Genomic DNA, 19,049 nt, shown 5'->3' with positions numbered 1-19,049 from the left:
TGGCGATGAGTCAACAAGGAATTAACTATGAAAAAGCCATTTAACATTAAGAAAAACTTAGTAAAGTTGGCGGCAGTACCCTTACTTATTAGTGCTGCGTTGCCACTTCGTGCAGCGACATCAGCAGTTGAATTAGCGCCTTGCTACGCTAAACACCTGAGTGATAGAGTGCAGTGTGGTACATTGTCGCAACCATTAAGTGATGAAAAACAAGATCAAAAAATTGATATTCACTTTATGGTTATTCCTGCTATCAAGCCCTTATATCCGCAAGAAGCAATACTCGCGTTTGCAGGCGGTCCTGGGCAGTCGGCGACGAGCATCGCAGCGAACTTTGAGCGCATTTTAAAATATGCCAGAGAGAATAGAGACATCATCCTTGTTGACCAAAGAGGAACTGGAAAGTCTAATCTTTTACAGTGTGGGCTTGATGATCTCGCAAGCCAGTTTGCTGTGGATGATACTTTATTAGGCTTAGACTTTTACAAAGAAGACACTATTGAGTGTAAAGAAAAACTAGCGACAGACTTGTCTGATTACACCACCCCCGCTGCGGCCAAAGACTTCGATGCGGTAAGAAAAGCGCTTGGCTATAGTAAGCTGCATTTATACGGTGGCTCTTATGGCACTCGTATTGCACTTGAGTATATGAGACAGTTCCCTGATAGCGTGGCGTCAGCAGTATTAGACGGTCTTGCACCAAGTAACCAAAGCTTATTAGCGATTGGCGGGGCGATTGAAGACTCGTTGAATGCGTTGTTTAAACAATGCCAGTCGGATCAAAAATGCGCCCAAGCTTACCCTAATTTAGCCCAGCGTTGGCAATCATTACTGACACAAGTTGAGCAAACTCCACTTAAAGTATCCGTTTTGCACCCAAGGACAAGTCAGCCATTAGATATGACAATGACTAAGTCTAAGCTATATGGCGCAATCAGGATGGCTCTTTATGCTCATCCTTCAAGAGTGTTGATCCCTCTTGCTATTAGTGAAGCGAGTAAAGGTAACGTATTACCTTTAGTGGGTATGATGGCGCCGAATGAGGACGGTATGGATCTCGCCCTTGGTATGCATCAGGCCATTGTATGTGGTGAAGACTGGGCAAGATTATCAGGTGCCGATAAAGAGAAGTACAGCAAGAATTATATTGGTAAGACAATGGTTGAAGGTCTCGATATTACCTGCCCAATATGGGATGTTAAACCGGTTCCTGATAGCTACTATGACCCTGTAGAGTCTGATATACCAACGCTTTTGCTATCTGGTGGTTTAGACCCAGCTACGCCAGCAAAGTGGGCTGAAGTGGCGATGGAAAAACTGACTAATGCAACCCATTTAGTGGCACCGACAGCAACCCATATTGTTGCGAGTCAAAGCTGTGCAAATAAACTTATTGCTAAGTTTTATGATGAAAAAGCTGTCGGAGATTTTGATACTAGTTGCCTTCAAGAAGATACACGTAAGCAATTCTTTATGAATATTAATGGCCCAGCCAGCATTGCTGATAAGGAGTAAGTCATGATCCAAGTAGATAACTTATATAAAAAAATTGGTGAAGTGAACGCGTTAGATGGGCTTTCATTCACTGCTAGTGATGGCCAAATTACGGGGTTACTAGGCCCGAATGGTGCTGGTAAAACAACATGTTTGCGCACTGTGTTTGGTTTGCTTCAGGCTGATAAAGGTCATGCCACGATAGATAATATTGATGTTGCTAAAGAGCCAACAAAAGCGAAACAGCAGCTTGGCTTATTTCCCGATCCATGTGGGCTCTATGAACGAATGACACCACGTGAATACACTCAGTTTTATGCACAGTTGAGTGGTATGGAACCAAAGGCAGCCGCAGCTGCCACACAAACGGTACTTGAGAAGTTACAAATGCTTGATATCGCTGATAGGCGTTGCAAAGGGTTTTCTCAAGGTCAGAGAATGAAAACAGCGCTAGCACAAGCGATTGTACATAAACCAACAAATATTGTTCTGGATGAGCCGACTCGAGGGCTGGATGTAATGAGTACCAGAGTGCTACGTGATCTGCTGTTGATGTTAAAAGCACAAGGTCACTGTGTGTTGTTTTCAAGCCACGTAATGCAAGAAGTCGCAGCACTTTGCGATCATGTGGTCGTGATGGCCAAAGGTAAAGTGGTCGCACAAGGCTCCCCGCAATCACTTTGTGAGCAAACAGGTAAAACCTCCTTGGAAGAAGCATTTATCACCTTAATTGGTACAGATGAAGGAATTGCGGCATGATGAAGTTGATTTCAATATTGTTTAAAAAAGAAGTGCTAGATGCAAGTCGAGATAAGCGCTCAGTAATGGCCGGACTTTACTACTGTATTGGTGCGCCCATCCTAATGTGTGTACTGTTTACCGTGATGTTTAAACAAATGGCATCACCAGAGGCATTAAAAATCACGATAAAAAATGCACATAATGCACCAAATCTCGTGCAGTTCCTTGCAAGTAAAGAAATTGAACATGGAGAGGGAGAGGAAGTTAAAGCGATTACTTTGGAGATCAGTGACGATTATCAGGTCAATATGACGCAAGGAAAGAGCGCCACGGTATTTATTATTGCGGATAAATCAGAGCAAAAACTACGTGCGTCAATTAATCGTTTGGAACGTAATTTGATGCTATACAACAGCGAAGTTGCTTCACTACGTCTGGTGGCCCGTGGTATTGACCCAACCATTGCCCGCGCAATCGACGTGCAAACACATGATCAAGCAACGCCTACTTCTAAAGGTGGATTTGTGCTTGGGATTGCCACGCTATCTATTATTATTTCGCTTTTTTACGCTGCGATGGGAATGGCCATTGACAGCAGTGCAGGAGAGAGAGAGCGCAACTCTTTACAACTGTTATTGAGTCACCCAATAAGCACAACACATATTGTACTAGCTAAAGTAGGCGCAATTGCAGGTTTCTCTATCATTGCATTAATTTTAACCACTGTAGTCTCTAAGTTTGCATACAACATGGTGCCGTGGGAAATGATGGGCTTTACCGTTATTATTGATTTTACGTTTATTGTTACAGCGATTTTAATTGGCTTACCAATAGCACTAATGTCTGCCAGTTTGCTTATCTTTATCTCTTTTCTTGCCAAGTCTTTTAAAGAAGCACAATCTTATGTCGCAATGGCGTTGTTTATTCCAGTAATGATGAGTATGGCGACAACGTATGATATCGCCACGGATATTATGCAGTGGATGCCTATCGCGGCTCAGCAAAATGCCATGATAGAGATCATCAAAGGTAATGCTATCCCTGTACCGCAGTTATTACTCTCTAGTGCGGTAACTTTGGGGCTATTTGCTATCTTTACCTACTTAAGTAGCCGCATGCTGAAAAGTGAAAAAGTGGTGTTCGGATTATAATATCAATGAATTAGTTCGCTTGAGATCTACACCCCAAGATAAATGAAAATGGCGCTCCATGTAAGCGCCATTTTTTGTATTTAACCTCACTGTAAATTCACGTATAATCAGCGCCCCATAATTGATGTAGTAATGTAGCAAAGCTTGAAAGCTTTACTACAGACTTGAGTAAGTATGAGTACGGCACCTAACACCATGATAGAGCAAGATAATCGTAAAGAAGTTTTAGAGTTCAATAAGCTGCAAAAGCGTTTGCGCCGCAATGTCGGTAATGCCATTAAAGATTATAATATGATCGAAGAAGGTGACGTCGTAATGGCTTGCATCAGTGGTGGTAAAGACTCATTTGCAATGCTGGATATTTTGCTAAATCTAAAAAAAGCAGCGCCGATCCATTTTGATGTTGTAGCGGTAAACCTAGACCAAAAGCAGCCCGGTTTCCCTGAGCATATTTTGCCTGAGTACTTTGAAAGCTTAGATATTCCATACTACATCATAGATAAAGATACCTATTCAGTGGTTAAAGAAAAAGTACCTGAGGGTAAGACTACCTGTGGGCTCTGCTCTCGTTTACGCCGTGGTACTTTATATTCTTTCGCCGAGAAAATTGGCGCGACGAAAATAGCGTTAGGTCACCACTTAGATGATATTGTTGAGACACTGTTCCTAAATATGTTCTATGGCGCGAGAATGAAGGCGATGCCACCAAAGCTGCGTTCAGATGATGGTCGCAATGTGGTGATCCGCCCACTAACTTATGCTCGCGAAAAAGATCTGCTTCAGTATGCCGAGCATAAAGACTTTCCAATCATTCCATGTAACCTATGTGGCTCACAAGAAAACTTACAAAGGCAGAATATCAAGTCTATGTTGGTGGAATGGGACAAGAAAACCCCTGGCCGCGTAGAGAATATTTTTAAATCTATTCAAAACGTTAGCCCAAGTCAGTTGGCAGATACAGAGTTATTCGATTTTGAAAGTCTGCCTCTTGATAGAAATGGTGAACGAGAAGCGTATGACTTTAATGAGGCTGTAGTTTCGTCAACAAATATAGATGAGTCACTCTTTATTGATGTGACAAATATTTAATACCTATTAGCATTAATATTTGCTCAATTTGAAGGCGTAAATTTGACGCTAACTGCGTTAAGATTTTCTCACCTCACAATAGACCACTTAATTACGACAATTGGGATAACTTCTCGTTGCGCTAGGTGCCTTTACCTAGCGCTGTATTTAGCCTCCTTTTAAAGTGGCTTTAGCAGTCCGCCTTTTTGCTCAAATCTCCAATCAATCAACCCCATTTTGACTTTATTACTGAACAGTATTACTGAACAGTTTGCGCTGCCCGATAGAAGGTTCATGTTTAACAAAACGGGCATGGATGCTTCCTTCACCCTCGGGTTAATGGGTATTACATGCGTTCGAGACTGAGGTCAGAGCGGGGAACTCAATCAGTGCTTTATTAAAAATTTATCATTAGGAGCAATCCAATACTAACTGTGTTGGAAATTGCAATTATTTTCTATTTGTTATTTTAAATGCAACTAATAATTGTTACTATTTATATGCTGTTTTTATAATTATCTTGTGTGACCCCTAATGAACAAAATATCTAAGCTTTCCCTTATTGTCTTAGCGATAATGTATCCCTCGCTGCAAGTGTCAGCAAAGCAACAAAATGCTCAAGAAGAAATGACAGAGCAAGAGATTGAAACGATCACGGTGGTGAGCCGAACATTGAATCTATATCGTAATGGTGAGTCCACTACGGCAAAGCTTGCGGTTGACCCATTAAATTCAACTCAGATGATTACCTCGCTGAATGCGAATTTGATCCATGACTTAGGTGCAAGAGACGCTAAGGATTTATACCGCAATATTGCAGGTGTTAGTCAATTCAGTTATGCCGGAGTCACAGCACGTGGTTTTCGTCAGGAAGAAATTTACTTTGACGGCTTAAGAGGAGACCCATACGTTGGTTTTAACGTACCGCAACTTTTTAATGTTGAACGTGTCGACTTTTTAAAAGGACCATCAGGTATGCTCTACGGACCTGGTGCACCAGGGGGGCTATTTAACTACATTACAAAAAAGCCACAAGCAGAATTTAGTGCAAACACACGTATCATCTTTGGTACAGACAACCGTTTTGGCGGCTCTGCAGAAGTCACCTCTGAAGTTGCTGAAGCACAAAGCATTCGACTCGGCGCGTTTTATGAACAACAAGATACCTATCGTGATAACAGCGCCAGTGAAGTCGCAATAATTGACACAGGCTATGCCTATGACTTTGATGATGCACGTCTGGTACTGCAATATACACACTACAAACAAGATCTTGATGCTAACCGACTTCGCGGTGTGCCAGCAGATGATAGTGGCGAGTTTCTGACCTATCCTAAGTGGAATCATAATGAACCATCCGACTTTTTAGATCTGACATCGGATGTACTACAAGCGAGTTTGGTTGGTGAGCTAACTTCATCTCTAAATTACGACGTAGCACTGCGCTATATTGATAATGAGCAATCACAGAACTATCATGAGCCAAGGGCGTTAATAGACAGTGACGGTAATGGGTATATTGACCTAGTAGCGCGTGAGTTTCGCGATCAATTAAGAGCGCAATCCCAACTGTCGTTTGCTGCAAACTTTGTCTATGAGAGCCAAGCATTCAGTGCCGAACATCGTACAGCATTTGGTATTGACATCTATTCAGGTGAAGAAGATGCCTTGTTAGGTCGTGCCTCTGCTTCAAATGACTTTATTTTCCGCTATCTAAATGGCACCTCTCTAAACTCTGATATTTTGCCACTGTCGTTACATAAGCCACGTTATGGAGAAACAGACCCGAGCCAATACAATGTCAAATTTGCGCCACAGCGCACTACAAAGCAAAAGCGTAACGGTGCTTACGTTTTAAATGAACTAGCTTGGGATAAATTTACTCTAGTTAGCGGTATGCGTTTCGATAAGTTTGAGGACGATGCGAACGGCACTAAATTTGACGATAGCAACATCAGCTTTAGAGTGGGTGGTATTTATAAGCTATCTAACGACGTGTCGATATACTCACAATGGGCTGATTCTTATGAGCCTCAGGGCGTTTCGAGTCAGGATGTGCAAGCTGGTGGACCGTTCGACCCGACAACCGGCGACATCATCGAAGTTGGTGTTAATGCTGAGCTATTCAGCGGCAGCACGTTGTTGAAGGTGGCGGGTTACGAAATAAAGAGGCAAAACCTGCTGCAAAGTACAGGGGTCGACCCAGAACAAGATGGAGTTGATAATCTAGCTGCAATTGGTGAAATAACCAGTAAAGGTGTGGAGGTTGAACTTATCACTGACGTGACACCAGATTGGGTGGTGAGTTTTGCATATGCTTATAATGATGCCAAAATCACGGCTGATAATGGCTCTGGTGGGATCCGCAATAGTGTCGGTGATAGATTTGCCAATGCGCCAGAAAATCAATTGGGCATTTGGACAAGATACCAGATCCCACAATGGAACTTAGCATTTGCTGTCGGTGGGAATTATGTCGATGAGCAATTGAGCCTATCGGGGCAAACGCTTAATTCATACTTTGTTGCTGATACTTCAATCATTTGGGAAGTAGACAACTACAGCGTGTTATTTAGAGTTGAAAACGTCTTCGACAAAGAATATGCCGAGTCTGGTTTCTTAGCACGTACCGGGCATTTCCCGGGCGACCCTAGAAATGCGTTTCTTGAGTTTACCTATAATTGGTAGTTTATCGTTGTCATCAATCGTTGTGAGGGCTAAATGTTAGACAAAACCAAGCAAAGAAAACGACTGCGGAAACTGTATGATTTGCATGCTTGGGTTGGTTTTCAGCTTGCGATGGTCATGTTTGTGATCCTCACAACCGGCACAATTGCAACGGTATCAAATGAAATTGACTGGCTTGTCTTCGATCAAATGCGAGCGACGGACAAGCCCCAAGGAAAGTCTGAGCATACTGCGACAGCTTGGCGTGCGATGTACGAGTCAATCTCAACGCAATACCCTGATGGACGTATGTTAACGTTAGGCACTATTGGAGGCGACTATTTTACATATCGAGCACGTGTGTCGTTTGAGAGTGATAAAGACAGATATGTGCATGTCGATCAATGGACTTATGAAGTGACAGGGGATATTTCAACACTGACCGTACAACGGTTTTTTAGAGACTTCCATCGTTATATGTTTATGCCTGCCGTCCCTGGGCTACCAATCGTTACTTTTTTCGCTTTTGTCTTATTGATTTCTCTTTACACCGGTCTAAAAACCACAAAAAACTGGAAAATAGCGCTTTGGCGTGTGCGACTAACAAAAGGGTCGAGGGTGCTATTAAGTGATTTACACAAGATGCTAGGGTTGTGGGGACTCTGGTTTACTACCATCATTATTCTGACGAGCTTTTGGTATTTATTTGAGTTTGGTTTACGGGTAGTCGATCATAGTTTGGAGCCAAGAACACCACAAATAGAACAAATCAAATCAGTTCAAGGTCAAGTCGCGCTCTCTGGTGAGCAGTTCGAGGCTGCTTTTAATCAAGCTCAGGGGGCTATCAACGGTTGGACTATCACCAGTGTACATTTTCCAAGAACAGAAACATCTGCACTACGCTTTCAAGGTGTAGCCAGTAACCCACTACTTCGTGATCGTGCTCATAAAGTCTATATCAACCCCGCAACATTAGCGATCGTCGAGGTCCAAGCGCCGCAAAACCTAAAACTTAGCAGTTATCTCAATGAGTATGCCGATCCACTGCACTTCGGCTATTTTGCTGGGCTGGGCTCAAAATTGGTGTGGTTTTTAATGGGGGTTGCATTGAGCGGAATGTCATTAACAGGTGTGTTGATGACATGGAAGCGGACAAAATCATCACATATCACTCGAGCACAACTCGCTACCGCGCCACTCTTTTTGCTATCCGCGTTTTACTTCGTGTTCTGGATACAGAGATATATCTAGTCATGACAGGTTATTCTTGATTTTTCCTTAATTTTGGTAGCCTGACTGGCAAGCAGAACAAGGGTTTTATTTTATTGAACCTAGAGGCTGGATTTTTCGTATAAATAGTTGTTATTTATGAATAGTTCTAAGAGTTAGTAAACGGATAGAGCGAAAAACAACGAGTAGTGAATTGATACTCCAGCCTTTGTTTGCCTGCATGACTTACTATATAGTTGATAACAACCCTATTTAAACGCACATGACGAAAGTAAATGTGCACGAGAGGCTTCGGTGAGACGACTACCACTAACATTTAAGTACATATTTTGTATAGCGGCTTTGGCAATGGGGGCCACAAATGTGCATGCCCAAGAGAGCATGTCACAGCAAACTTGGCAAACTTCGACATCTTTACCCGTAGCATTTCAGGAAATTTATCCGACCGTTTTTATCAATCGCATTTTTGTAGGTGGTGGGTTTAGTGCTTCGGAGCTGGAGACTTTTCAAGGGCTTGGTCCGTCCGATAAGGTGTATCTGTTAAATCCATCGGAGGAGATATGGAAGCGTGCTCCCTCTTTACCTGATCCGAGGCACCATATAGGGTTTGCAAGTAATATTCATTACCTCTATGCAATAGGTGGATTTAGCGGAACAAAGGGAGCAGTATGGAAACCTCAATCGACAGTATATCGCTTAGATGGTCGCCTCAGACGTTGGGTGTCAGCACCAAGTTTACCAAGTCCTTTAGCTGAATCTGTATATGCTAGCATGGGGATGAATATTCATGTTATTGGTGGCAAGACTCTTGACGATGATTCTGTTAGCAACATTGATAGTACAGCGCACTATGTATTAAAAAACAATGCTTACTGGAGTAGAGCAAAGCCGTTGCCGAGTCCAAGAAGTTCTGCGGCCAGTGCCGTGATTGGCGATGATATTTATGTAATTGGTGGGCGGACAAGCGGGGATGAAGCTACAAATTTAAACACGGTAGAAGTTTATAACAGCACAACTGATTCTTGGAGAGCGTTGGCACCTCTACCCATAGCGGCAGCTGGTTTAGCCGCAAGCGTGATTAACGGTAAGATCTTGGTTACTGGTGGCGAAGCTCTTGATTATCAAAATGAACAGGGTACTGGCAAGGTTTACAAGTCTGCATGGCTTTATGATCCAAAACTTGATGCCTGGCAATCGTTGCCGGATATGCCATTTCCACGTCATGGCCACGGTCAAGTGAGTCATAATGGCTGGGTTTATGTGATGGGAGGCGCTTCAAAACTAGGCCCGAAAGAAACGCTAAAGAGTACGGTTAAATTCAAGTTACTCGATTAGTGCACTGTCACAAAAATAAGGTAAATCAGAGGAGGAGTCTAACAAGACTCCCCTTGTTATTAGAGGAATATCAATCTGCTAGCGGTGATTGATAGCCATCAGGCTTTAATGCCAATACATCACAGTCAAGACTGTCGATAACATGCTCAGCAGTATTACCTACAAGCGCTGCGCTCAAGCCGGTACGACCAACAGTACCAATAACGACAAGTTCAGCATCTTTCTCTTTGGCAACATGCGGGATCACATCTTCAGGTAGACCTTCTTTGATAATGCAGTCATGTCTGTCTATCGAGAAGGTATCTGCTAACGCAAAGGTTTCATCTTCATGGTGTTTTTTAACCGCTTCATTGTACTGCGATGGGTTAAACTCGGGGATCTCAATAGCAATATTGACAGGCGTCGCAGGGTAAGAGTTGACCAAACTAAGCTTCGCGTTTGCCAACCCACATAAAAACTGTGCATCAGTAATAATACGCTTATTTAACGTTTGGTGTTGCTCATTATCACTTACAGAGTTGACTGCGGCGATAATATTGCCTTGCTCAGGCCATGCGTGATCTTTCACCAGTAGGAGCGGAGCGGGGCACTTTCGAATAAGATGCCAATCGGTAGGCGTAAAGATAACGGACTTTAAAGTGTCATGCTCGTGAGTAGATTTAATGACGAGGTCATACTCATGCTCAAGCACGGTTTTGATGATGGCTTCGTATGGACGGTTATGCCAAACTACTTTGGTTTTTATATTGACGTCGGGGAAAGCCTTGACCATATCCGCCAGCCACAGCTCTCTATCTTTGATCACGGCTTCACGCATGCTTTCACGTTCGTCTTTAGATAACATGGTTGTCATCTCGTAAGAGAAGTCGTAGATAGACATAAATGCGGTGATATCTGCACCGGTACGTTTAGCGAGGTTAATAGAACGCGCTAGGCTATTCTGACGCTCTTTGGTTGGGTCAATAACGGTGAGTATATTTTTAATTTGATCCACGACTATCTCCTTAAAACGGCAAATTAACAATAAGAGCCGCAAGCTAGTATTACCTTTGCGACTCTATTGAGTGTAACCGATCTTACTTAAGGATAAAGCCCTAACAATAATTAGTTTGTTTTAAATCAAGATGCAATTGCTGCTGTTTCAGCGAGTGCCTCAGCATCATTAATCGTAATGAACTTACCTTCAACCTTTATGATCCCTGCTTTTTGAAAACGACTGAGCAGGCGGCTGATAGTCTCAACGGTTAAACCTAAGTAATTGCCAATTTCACCACGCGTCATCGTAAAGCGAAACTCTTTGCGAGAAAAACCGCGTTCACCAAAGCGGTTGGAGAGATTAAATATAAACGTAGCTAGGCGCTCTTCCGCTGTCTTTTTGTTAAGAAGCAACAGCATTTCTTGGTCATAATTAATTTCACTACTCATTAAACGCATGATTTGCTGGCGTAACTTAGGTAATTTTCCAGCAAGTTCATCTAACGTATCAAATGGGATCTCACATACCATTGAGGTCTCTAATGCTTGTGCAAAGCTTTGATGCTGCATCTTATTGATGGCATCAAAACCAACGAGATCACCCGCTAAGTGAAACCCTGTGATTTGTTCATCACCTTGCTCTGACAGGGTATAACTTTTAAATGAACCAGAACGAACAGCAAAAATAGCATTTAGCTTACTACCAGATTCAAATAGATAGTCGCCTTTATGTAGGGGCTTTTTGCGTTCGATAATTTCATCCAGCTTATCCATTTCGCTGCCATTTAATGAAAAGGGCAAGCATAGCTGGCTGATGCTGCAGTTGTTACAGCTAATGGTGCATTGGCTCTTCGAGCGATTTTGATTACTTAAGTCCATAAAATTTCCATAAGTCTGTGACGCACACGAAGGCACTCCAGTTACTACTCATTTTTTGAGTGGCCTGGGGTGCCGCAAACTCTCACAACACGCAAAAGATGAAACTGTTTTTAATTGGAGCTCCTACTCTCAAAAAATGTCACTAGTCATCTAAAATGATGAGTTTGCTTAGATAAGGATAGGTTAATGTACTAGCTTATCAGTTGCAATAATAATTAGATAAACGCCGTACCAAATCAGTAAGTTTCCCATGATAATTCGTGTAACTAAATGATTAATAAACTTTTGTAATAGTAACGCGGATTGTCCCATGGCAATAAGCGCAGGTAGAGTGCCTGCGCCGAAAGCGAGCATAATCAATGCGCCTTCAAGTGGGCTTTTAGCTTGGAGTGTCCAAGTTAGCGCCGAATATACTAATCCACATGGTAACCATCCCCACAATACGCCATATAGAAAGGCCTTTGGCTTTGTATTGATTGGTACCAAATATTTATTTAGCTTAACTATATGCTGCCATATTAGGCTTTTCGCTAGCGATTCAAGCCACTTTAGTGTGCTGGCGAGGCGCATAATATATATGCCTATCAATATCATAAAGACACCGCTCATCAGTTGCAGCACATTGGCAATCATAGTATTTTGTTTTGCTAAGCTTGCACCTAGTAGCGCAACTAATGCGCCTGCTAACGCATAGCTGCTGATACGGCCGACGTTGTAAAGTATAGCAACAACTAAACTTGGCAATTGTTTACTGGCAAGCTGTAATGAACTGGCTATTCCCCCACACATGACCAAGCAATGTCCACTACCAGCAAGCCCCATGATAAGCGCACTCAGCAGGCTAACCTCATTCATGTTAATTATCTTGATCTGACTTATTTGTGGTGCGTTTAGCGTTATTTTCGTCCGCTTTTATTTTATCGTCGTCAAATAAAATGCTGTGGCCTTGTTTATTCAAGTCGGAAAATTGCTCACTTCTTACCGCCCAGAAGAAAATACCAATTGCAATAATGACGAATAAAATAGCGATAGGTATTAATACGTAGATAATACTCATAGTTTTAATAGCCTTAATGAATTTCCAATTACGATGATGGAGCTTGCTGACATACCGATCACCGCAATCCAAGGGGGGATCAAGCCAAGTGCTGCGAGCGGTAAGATGGAGCCGTTGTACATTAATGAAATGGTTAGGTTTTGCTTTACAATCCTTCGTGTTTGCTTCGCTACCTGCTGTAGTGCCAAAATGGCGTTTAAATCACTGTTGAGTAGTACGACATCCGCGGTGTTTTTTGAAATATCAGCGCCAGTATCCATCGCAACAGATAAGTGAGCACTATTAAACACAGGGCTATCATTAATACCATCACCCACCATAGCGACCACTTCACCTTGCTCTGACCACGTATCTACTGCTTGTTGCTTAAGCTCTGGTGTACAGCCAATTTGATAACTATCGAGCGCCAGCTGAGCAGATAGCTCCTTACCTGCGTTAGAGCTATCACCTGTGAGCATATGACATGTAAGGCCAGTTTGTTGTAGTTTCTCTACGACAGACTCCGCATTATTTTTGACCTTGTCGTTGAAATAAAAATCGGCAATGGCCTTACCATCAACAAATAATGTAGCTTGCGCAAAAGAAGCATGGTTATTAAACCAATGACTTTTACCCAAGGCTAACTCATGGCTACGCCAGCGGCCTTTAATACCTGACCCTGCAATGACTTCAACATCTTGAATTAAGTTATCTGCAGGTGTTATGTGGGCAAATGCACGTGCAATAGGGTGCTCTGAAAAACGCTCTAATGCTGCCGCAAGTTCTAGAATTTGAGATTCTGTATATTGAGTCTGTAGTATTTCAACATGTTTAATTGAAAAGCGACCATCCGTCAAAGTCCCTGTTTTGTCAAACGCCACGCGTGTGAGTTTTGTTGCAGTTTCAAGGACATGTGCTTCTTTGATTAAAATTCCTTTTTTGGTTAGCGAAGCCACAGCGCAGGTTAAAGCAGTTGGTATAGCCAAGCTTAGGGCGCAGGGGCAGGTAGCAACTAACACCGAAATTGTAACCCAAAACGCTTTATCTGGTGAAATAGGATACCAGCCAATTGCCGTTATGGATGCAAATACAAGTAGGCAGGCAACAAACCATTGAGCCACTTTGTCGGTTACTTCGACCAGTTTTGGGCGTTTTGTAAGTGCATTATGTTGTAACCGTATTATCTGGTTCAACAGGGTGTTCTGACCAATTTTATTAATTTCTAGCGTGATCACACCATCGTGATTAACAGTACCGGCATATACCTGGTGACCTTGATACTTTTTAACAGGTTGGTGTTCACCTGTCATCATAGACTCATCAACAGTGGTATTACCGCTGATGACTAAGCCATCCGCTGGAATGGTCTCGCCAGCCTTGACTAGTATACGATCGTTGAGTTTAAGTTTTTTTGCTGCGATATGCTGTTCGTTGTTCTGATCATCGATTTTTCTGGCAGTCAGCGGTAGTAATTTTTGTAGGTTAGCGGTAAATTCGCTGGCTTTTAATCGAGCTCTAAACTCTAAATATTTACCCAATAATAATAAAAAGGTAAACATACAGATAGACTCAAAATATACCTCACCGACTTCCATAAATGTGGCATAGGTACTCGCGCCATAGGCACCAAAAATAGCTAAGGAAACCGGCAAATCCATATTCAGTTGTTTGGCTTTTAGCCCTTTAACGGCATTGGTTAAAAATGGCATTGCTGAATATAAAATAACCGGGGAGGCAAGGATCAGGCTTATCCAGCGGAAGTATTGCTCAAAATCTTCTTCCATTCCTGAAAACATGCCAAAATACATGGCAAATGCAAACATCATGACTTGCATGGTCATCAAACCCGCAACACCTAACCGACGGATATATGCTTTTGCTACAGCTTGTTTTTGGGCGGCTTCTTCATCGGCTTGAAAGGGGTAAGCTTTATAACCAATTTCCATTAAGGATTTTATGATGTCACTGAGCTTAACTTTTTTGTCTTGCCACACTATCATCGCGCGATGAGTTGAGGTGTTGACATCGACACGAATGATCCCCCCAAGAGCCAATAGTTGTTTTTCTATTAGCCAAGCACAGGCGGCGCAGCTTATGCCTTCAACACTCAATAACACCTCTTTGGTGTCGCCGCTCGTCTCAACGAAATCTTCTTGTATCTCGTCATTATCGTAGCTGAGCAGCATTTTTAGCTGCTCGGGGATCAGCTCTTCGACTTTTCCCGCACTTTCAGTTCGGTAAGTGTAATAATCGCTCATCCCTTGAGAAATAATAGTTTCTGCAACGGCCTGGCAGCCGATACAACACACAGGTTGAGTATTACCCTCAAAGGTAACTGAGCCTACAAATCCCTTGGGAATAGGCTCTAAACAATGAAAACACGAGTTGGCCATGGCAGTTTACTTATACTGAGGAGTAATTGCGATGATGCCATTGTGTGGAAGTTGGATCTTTTCTTTCATTTTCCAACTATTATCCATAGGCTCTATAAATACAGTAAATGCACCTTCATGGGGTTCATCAAATAAACCGGTGAACGCTCCGCTGGCATTTTTAGTAAGGGTGACGTCGAAATCGTATTTTTCTATGGTGCGGTGATAAAAAGAGAGTTTTAGTGCGTGAACTTTTGAAGCGTCGCCTTTGGTGAATTTAAACGTTACTTTTTGTTCTGCAACTTGCAGATCACCATGTAAGTAGAGTGCTTTGGCTTTATCAAACTTACTGAGTTCGAGATTGATCGCTTTACCTTTTTTGTAGTAATCATCAACGACCATATCGGGGCCATTACCGACGGCAAATGTGATGAGAAAAACACAGGCAACGACAGTGACAAGTGGGAAAAACATTAAAAACCAAGGCCAAAAATTCTTATACCAAGGGGTAGGGTTCATAGTTGCTCACATGGCTATAAAACTTGCGGATATTCTACCGTAAGTTACGGTAAATACCTAAAAAAAAGCCTCCAAATAGGAGGCTTTTTTGATCTCAAATAAAGTTCTAAACGAGCTGTTTACTTGTCTTGTGACAGGCTGTAAACATACGCCGTTAACAGGTGAACTTTATCTTCACCTAAGATGTCTTTCCAAGCTGGCATTACACCGGCACGGCCATGACGAAGTGTATCTTCAACTGCACGTTGAGAACCACCATAAAGCCAAATATTATCGGTTAGGTTTGGTGCTCCGAATGGTAGATTATGGGCAACAGAACCTTTACCATCCATACCGTGACATGCTGCACACATCGCAAATTTAGCTTTACCTGCATCCGCATCTTTTTGGTTAACAGTACGTCCAGACAGACTGAGTACATAAGCCGTCATTTCTTTAATACCTTGATCACCAAGTGCATCTTGCCAACCAGGCATTGCGGCAACACGACCGTGAAGTAATGTCGCTTTAATTGCGTCTGGTGTTCCGCCGTATAACCAATCTTTGTCAGTTAGGTTTGGAAAGCCTGTACCGCCACGAGCGTCAGAACCGTGACATTGTGCACAGTTTTGTGCAAATAGACGTTGACCGATCTCAAGTGCTTCTTCGTTTTCAGCTAATGCTAAAACATCTTGCTTAGCAAATTCTTGGAAGATAGGGCCAAAACGGTCTTCTGCTGCTTTCACTTCTTGGTCAAGCTGAACCCACTCGCCATTGGCTTTAGCTTCAGCGATCGCGTTTTTGGACTCTTCCAAAGTAGTAATACCTTGGTTTGAACTCGTCCAGTTCAAAAAGCCCTTAAAGTTACCAAGACCTGGATAGGCTGCAAGATAATAAACAGACCAAACAAAAGTTGCGAAGAACATGTATGTCCACCACTTAGGTAGTGGGTTGTTTAGTTCCTCAATTCCGTCAAACTCATGACCACAGCTCTCGCCTTCTTTGACGCCTACATAGTTTTTTAGGTTCCAAAGCAGCAAGCCGAAAATCAGAGCTAGACATGCAAGGGTTAGTACGATAACCCAAATACTCCAAAAGCTAGTCATTTTTCAGACTCCTTTTCCTCGTTAGAGATAGTGCTATTGTGTTTTTTCTCATCTTCAAAAATGGCATTAGCTGCGTCGTCGAAACGGCGCTTAGAACGCTTGCTATATGCCCACACAACAATCACTAAAAACAGTACCAAAATTACCAGAGTCAAAATGCCTCTGTATGTGCCGTAATCCATAACAATTACTTCAAATGTGTGCCAAGTTGCTGTAAGTAAGCGATTAGTGCTTGCATTTCTGTTGCACCTTCGCCACCGTTCATCGCGTGGATTTCATCAACTTGCGCTTGTAGTTCAGCATCATCACCGTAGCCTTTGCCATTGTAGCGGTCTGACGACTTGTCAATACCAAAAGCATCACGGAACACTTGTAATTTTTTCAGAGTATAAGTGGTATCTACCTTAGTAGTATCAAGCCAAGGGTAGCCAGGCATATTTGACTCAGGCACTACAGAGCGAGGATCCATTAGGTGCGCATAATGCCAATCGTCTGAATAACGTTGACCAACGCGAGCAAGGTCTGGACCTGTACGCTTGGAGCCCCACTGGAATGGGTGATCCCATACCGACTCACCTGCTACAGAGTAGTGACCATAACGCTCTACTTCATCACGGAATGGACGAACCATTTGTGAGTGACAGTTATAACAACCTTCACGAACGTAGATGTCACGACCTTCCATTTCAAGCGCAGTCAGTGGGCGTAGACCCTCTACCGGCTGAGTGGTATCTTTTTGGAACATTAGGGGAGTGATTTCAACTAATGCACCAAAGCTAATCGCGAATACCGTTAAGATAGCCATTAGGCCAACGTTCTTTTCGACGATTTCGTGTTTGTTTGTTGAGTTATTGTTGCTCATACTCGACACCCCTTAAGCCACTTGCGGGTTTGCATCAGTGGCTAATTGACCACTTTTTGCAGTAACCGTACGGAATACGTTGTAAGCCATTACTAGCATACCAACCACGATGAATACACCGCCTAGGAATCGCATAATATAGAAAGGCTTAGAAGCTTCTAGTGACTGAACAAAGCTGTACATTAATGTACCGTCAGCATTAACTGCACGCCACATTAGACCTTGCATAACACCAGAGATCCACATTGCAACGATGTAAAGTACAACACCTACTGTATGCAGCCAGAAGTGCGTATTAACTAGCTTGATGCTGTACATATTACCGTGACCAAATAGCGCAGGGATTAAGTGGTAAATTGCACCGATAGAAATCATAGCAACCCAACCTAGTGCACCTGAGTGTACGTGACCAACAGTCCAGTCGGTATAGTGAGAAAGTGCATTTACTGACTTGATAGCCATCATCGGACCTTCGAACGTAGACATACCGTAGAAAGATAGAGATACAACTAGGAAGCGCAGCACTGGGTCAGTACGTAGTTTGTGCCAAGCGCCAGATAGCGTCATGATACCGTTGATCATACCACCCCAAGAAGGAACGAATAAGATAACTGACATCACCATACCTAAAGATTGAGTCCAGTCAGGTAGCGCAGTGTAGTGTAAGTGGTGAGGACCTGCCCAAATATAAAGAGAAACAAGCGCCCAGAAGTGAACAACTGATAAACGGTATGAGTATACCGGACGACCAGCTTGTTTTGGTACGAAGTAGTACATCATACCAAGGAAGCCCGCAGTTAATAAGAAACCTACTGCGTTGTGGCCATACCACCATTGAACCATTGCATCTACAGCACCTGCGTAGATTGAATATGATTTAGTTAAAGATACAGGGATAGCCATGCTGTTTACAATGTGAAGCACTGCAACAGTAATGATGAAGCCAGCATAGAACCAGTTTGCTACATAGATGTGTGACACTTTACGCTTGATAAGAGTACCAAAAAATACTACAGCATAAGTAACCCATACTACTGCAATTGCGATATCAATTGGCCACTCTAGTTCAGCATATTCTTTAGAAGAAGTAATACCTAGAGGAAGCGTGATAGCCGCAGCTACGATAATGGCTTGCCAACCCCAAAAGGTAAATGCGGCAAGTTTGTCAGAGAACAGGCGCGTTTGACACGTGCGCTGAACAACATAGTAAGAGGTTGCAAATAGTGCACTTGTACCAAATGCAAAGATTACTGCGTTCGTGTGTAACGGACGAAGTCTAGAGTAAGTTAACCATGGAATGTCGAAGTTTAACGCAGGCCACGCAAGTTGCGCTGCGATAAATACACCTACACCCATGCCAACAATGCCCCAAATCACTGTCATGATAGCGAATTGGCGTACAACTTTATAATTGTACTCAGTTTGTGATGCTACTGTTTGGCTCATTTTCTGGATTCCGCTGCAATTTATTGCGATTAGAAATGAATTACCTGAATTACAGGCCCTAGTTATATTTCCTCAAGCCCGTCATGTTTTAACTCAAAATATGTGTGAAAACCTAACCAGCCCGAGAAACCTTTATTTTTGCGAGGAAATGATAATTTTTTTGCTTATGAAAAGATACCTAAAACGCCT

At 42.7% G+C, this 19,049-nt stretch carries 17 protein-coding genes; 7 read left to right on the top strand and 10 right to left on the bottom strand.

The window, feature by feature from the left end; translation table 11 throughout:
* The first annotated feature begins 27 nt into the window (after window positions 1-27).
* The 7 genes from HUZ36_RS01840 (at window position 28) to HUZ36_RS01810 (ending at window position 9,686) form a co-directional block, all read left to right on the top strand.
* Window positions 28-1,515, top strand: coding sequence for an alpha/beta hydrolase (locus tag HUZ36_RS01840; protein WP_128729905.1), 1,488 nt, complete (start codon window positions 28-30; stop codon window positions 1,513-1,515).
* A 3-nt stretch (window positions 1,516-1,518) separates the two neighbouring features.
* A complete protein-coding gene (locus HUZ36_RS01835) occupies window positions 1,519-2,253 on the top strand; it encodes an ABC transporter ATP-binding protein (RefSeq protein WP_128729906.1) in 735 nt (244 codons plus the stop codon).
* Window positions 2,250-3,386, top strand: a complete 1,137-nt coding sequence (locus HUZ36_RS01830) for an ABC transporter permease (protein WP_125253856.1) — start codon at window positions 2,250-2,252, stop codon at window positions 3,384-3,386. Before HUZ36_RS01835 ends, HUZ36_RS01830 begins: the two co-directional genes overlap by 4 nt.
* 195 nt (window positions 3,387-3,581) lie before the next feature.
* Window positions 3,582-4,475 (top strand): tRNA 2-thiocytidine(32) synthetase TtcA, encoded by an 894-nt coding sequence (gene ttcA, locus HUZ36_RS01825; RefSeq protein ID WP_125253885.1) that lies wholly within the window; start codon window positions 3,582-3,584, stop codon window positions 4,473-4,475.
* 513 nt (window positions 4,476-4,988) lie between these two features.
* On the top strand, window positions 4,989-7,142 hold the full coding sequence (locus tag HUZ36_RS01820) for a TonB-dependent siderophore receptor (protein ID WP_176031849.1): 2,154 nt from the start codon (window positions 4,989-4,991) through the stop codon (window positions 7,140-7,142).
* 33 nt (window positions 7,143-7,175) lie between these two features.
* A complete protein-coding gene (locus tag HUZ36_RS01815) occupies window positions 7,176-8,372 on the top strand; it encodes a PepSY-associated TM helix domain-containing protein (RefSeq protein ID WP_176031848.1) in 1,197 nt (398 codons plus the stop codon).
* A 327-nt stretch (window positions 8,373-8,699) separates the two neighbouring features.
* Window positions 8,700-9,686 (top strand): Kelch repeat-containing protein, encoded by a 987-nt coding sequence (locus HUZ36_RS01810; protein WP_176031847.1) that lies wholly within the window; start codon window positions 8,700-8,702, stop codon window positions 9,684-9,686.
* Window positions 9,687-9,756: 70 nt separating this feature from the next.
* Here HUZ36_RS01810 and uspE read toward each other — a convergent pair whose 3' ends face one another.
* From uspE to ccoN, 10 genes are all read right to left on the bottom strand, one after another.
* Window positions 9,757-10,680 carry a universal stress protein UspE gene (gene uspE, locus HUZ36_RS01805; RefSeq protein WP_125253860.1) on the bottom strand — a complete coding sequence of 308 codons (924 nt, stop codon included), beginning with the start codon at window positions 10,678-10,680 and terminating at the stop codon, window positions 9,757-9,759.
* A 125-nt stretch (window positions 10,681-10,805) separates the two neighbouring features.
* Window positions 10,806-11,540: an FNR family transcription factor gene (locus HUZ36_RS01800; RefSeq protein ID WP_125253861.1), complete on the bottom strand. Its 735-nt coding sequence runs from the start codon at window positions 11,538-11,540 to the stop codon at window positions 10,806-10,808.
* A gap of 183 nt (window positions 11,541-11,723) precedes the next feature.
* A complete protein-coding gene (locus tag HUZ36_RS01795) occupies window positions 11,724-12,395 on the bottom strand; it encodes a sulfite exporter TauE/SafE family protein (RefSeq protein ID WP_176031846.1) in 672 nt (223 codons plus the stop codon).
* 1 nt (window position 12,396) lies between these two features.
* On the bottom strand, window positions 12,397-12,597 hold the full coding sequence (gene ccoS / locus HUZ36_RS01790) for a cbb3-type cytochrome oxidase assembly protein CcoS (protein WP_176031845.1): 201 nt from the start codon (window positions 12,595-12,597) through the stop codon (window positions 12,397-12,399).
* Window positions 12,594-14,969, bottom strand: a complete 2,376-nt coding sequence (locus HUZ36_RS01785; RefSeq protein ID WP_176031844.1) for a heavy metal translocating P-type ATPase — start codon at window positions 14,967-14,969, stop codon at window positions 12,594-12,596. The genes ccoS and HUZ36_RS01785 overlap by 4 nt, the downstream gene beginning before the upstream one ends.
* A 6-nt stretch (window positions 14,970-14,975) precedes the next feature.
* Window positions 14,976-15,467, bottom strand: coding sequence for a FixH family protein (locus HUZ36_RS01780; protein ID WP_125253865.1), 492 nt, complete (start codon window positions 15,465-15,467; stop codon window positions 14,976-14,978).
* 119 nt (window positions 15,468-15,586) lie between these two features.
* Window positions 15,587-16,552 (bottom strand): cytochrome-c oxidase, cbb3-type subunit III, encoded by a 966-nt coding sequence (gene ccoP, locus HUZ36_RS01775; protein ID WP_125253866.1) that lies wholly within the window; start codon window positions 16,550-16,552, stop codon window positions 15,587-15,589.
* A complete protein-coding gene (locus tag HUZ36_RS01770) occupies window positions 16,549-16,734 on the bottom strand; it encodes a cbb3-type cytochrome oxidase subunit 3 (protein ID WP_125253867.1) in 186 nt (61 codons plus the stop codon). Before HUZ36_RS01770 ends, ccoP begins: the two co-directional genes overlap by 4 nt.
* Before the next feature lie 5 nt (window positions 16,735-16,739).
* On the bottom strand, window positions 16,740-17,414 hold the full coding sequence (gene ccoO / locus HUZ36_RS01765; protein ID WP_125253868.1) for a cytochrome-c oxidase, cbb3-type subunit II: 675 nt from the start codon (window positions 17,412-17,414) through the stop codon (window positions 16,740-16,742).
* Window positions 17,415-17,426: 12 nt separating this feature from the next.
* Complete coding sequence (gene ccoN, locus HUZ36_RS01760; protein ID WP_099028745.1) at window positions 17,427-18,860, bottom strand: cytochrome-c oxidase, cbb3-type subunit I; 1,434 nt, start codon at window positions 18,858-18,860, stop codon at window positions 17,427-17,429.
* Window positions 18,861-19,049 lie beyond the last annotated feature (189 nt).

This window comes from Pseudoalteromonas sp. McH1-7, from assembly GCF_013366255.1.
In the GTDB taxonomy this organism is placed as follows: domain Bacteria; phylum Pseudomonadota; class Gammaproteobacteria; order Enterobacterales; family Alteromonadaceae; genus Pseudoalteromonas; species Pseudoalteromonas peptidolytica.
The sequence above is the reverse complement of the archived record's forward strand: the minus strand, read 5'-3'. Positions and strand labels throughout refer to the sequence as shown.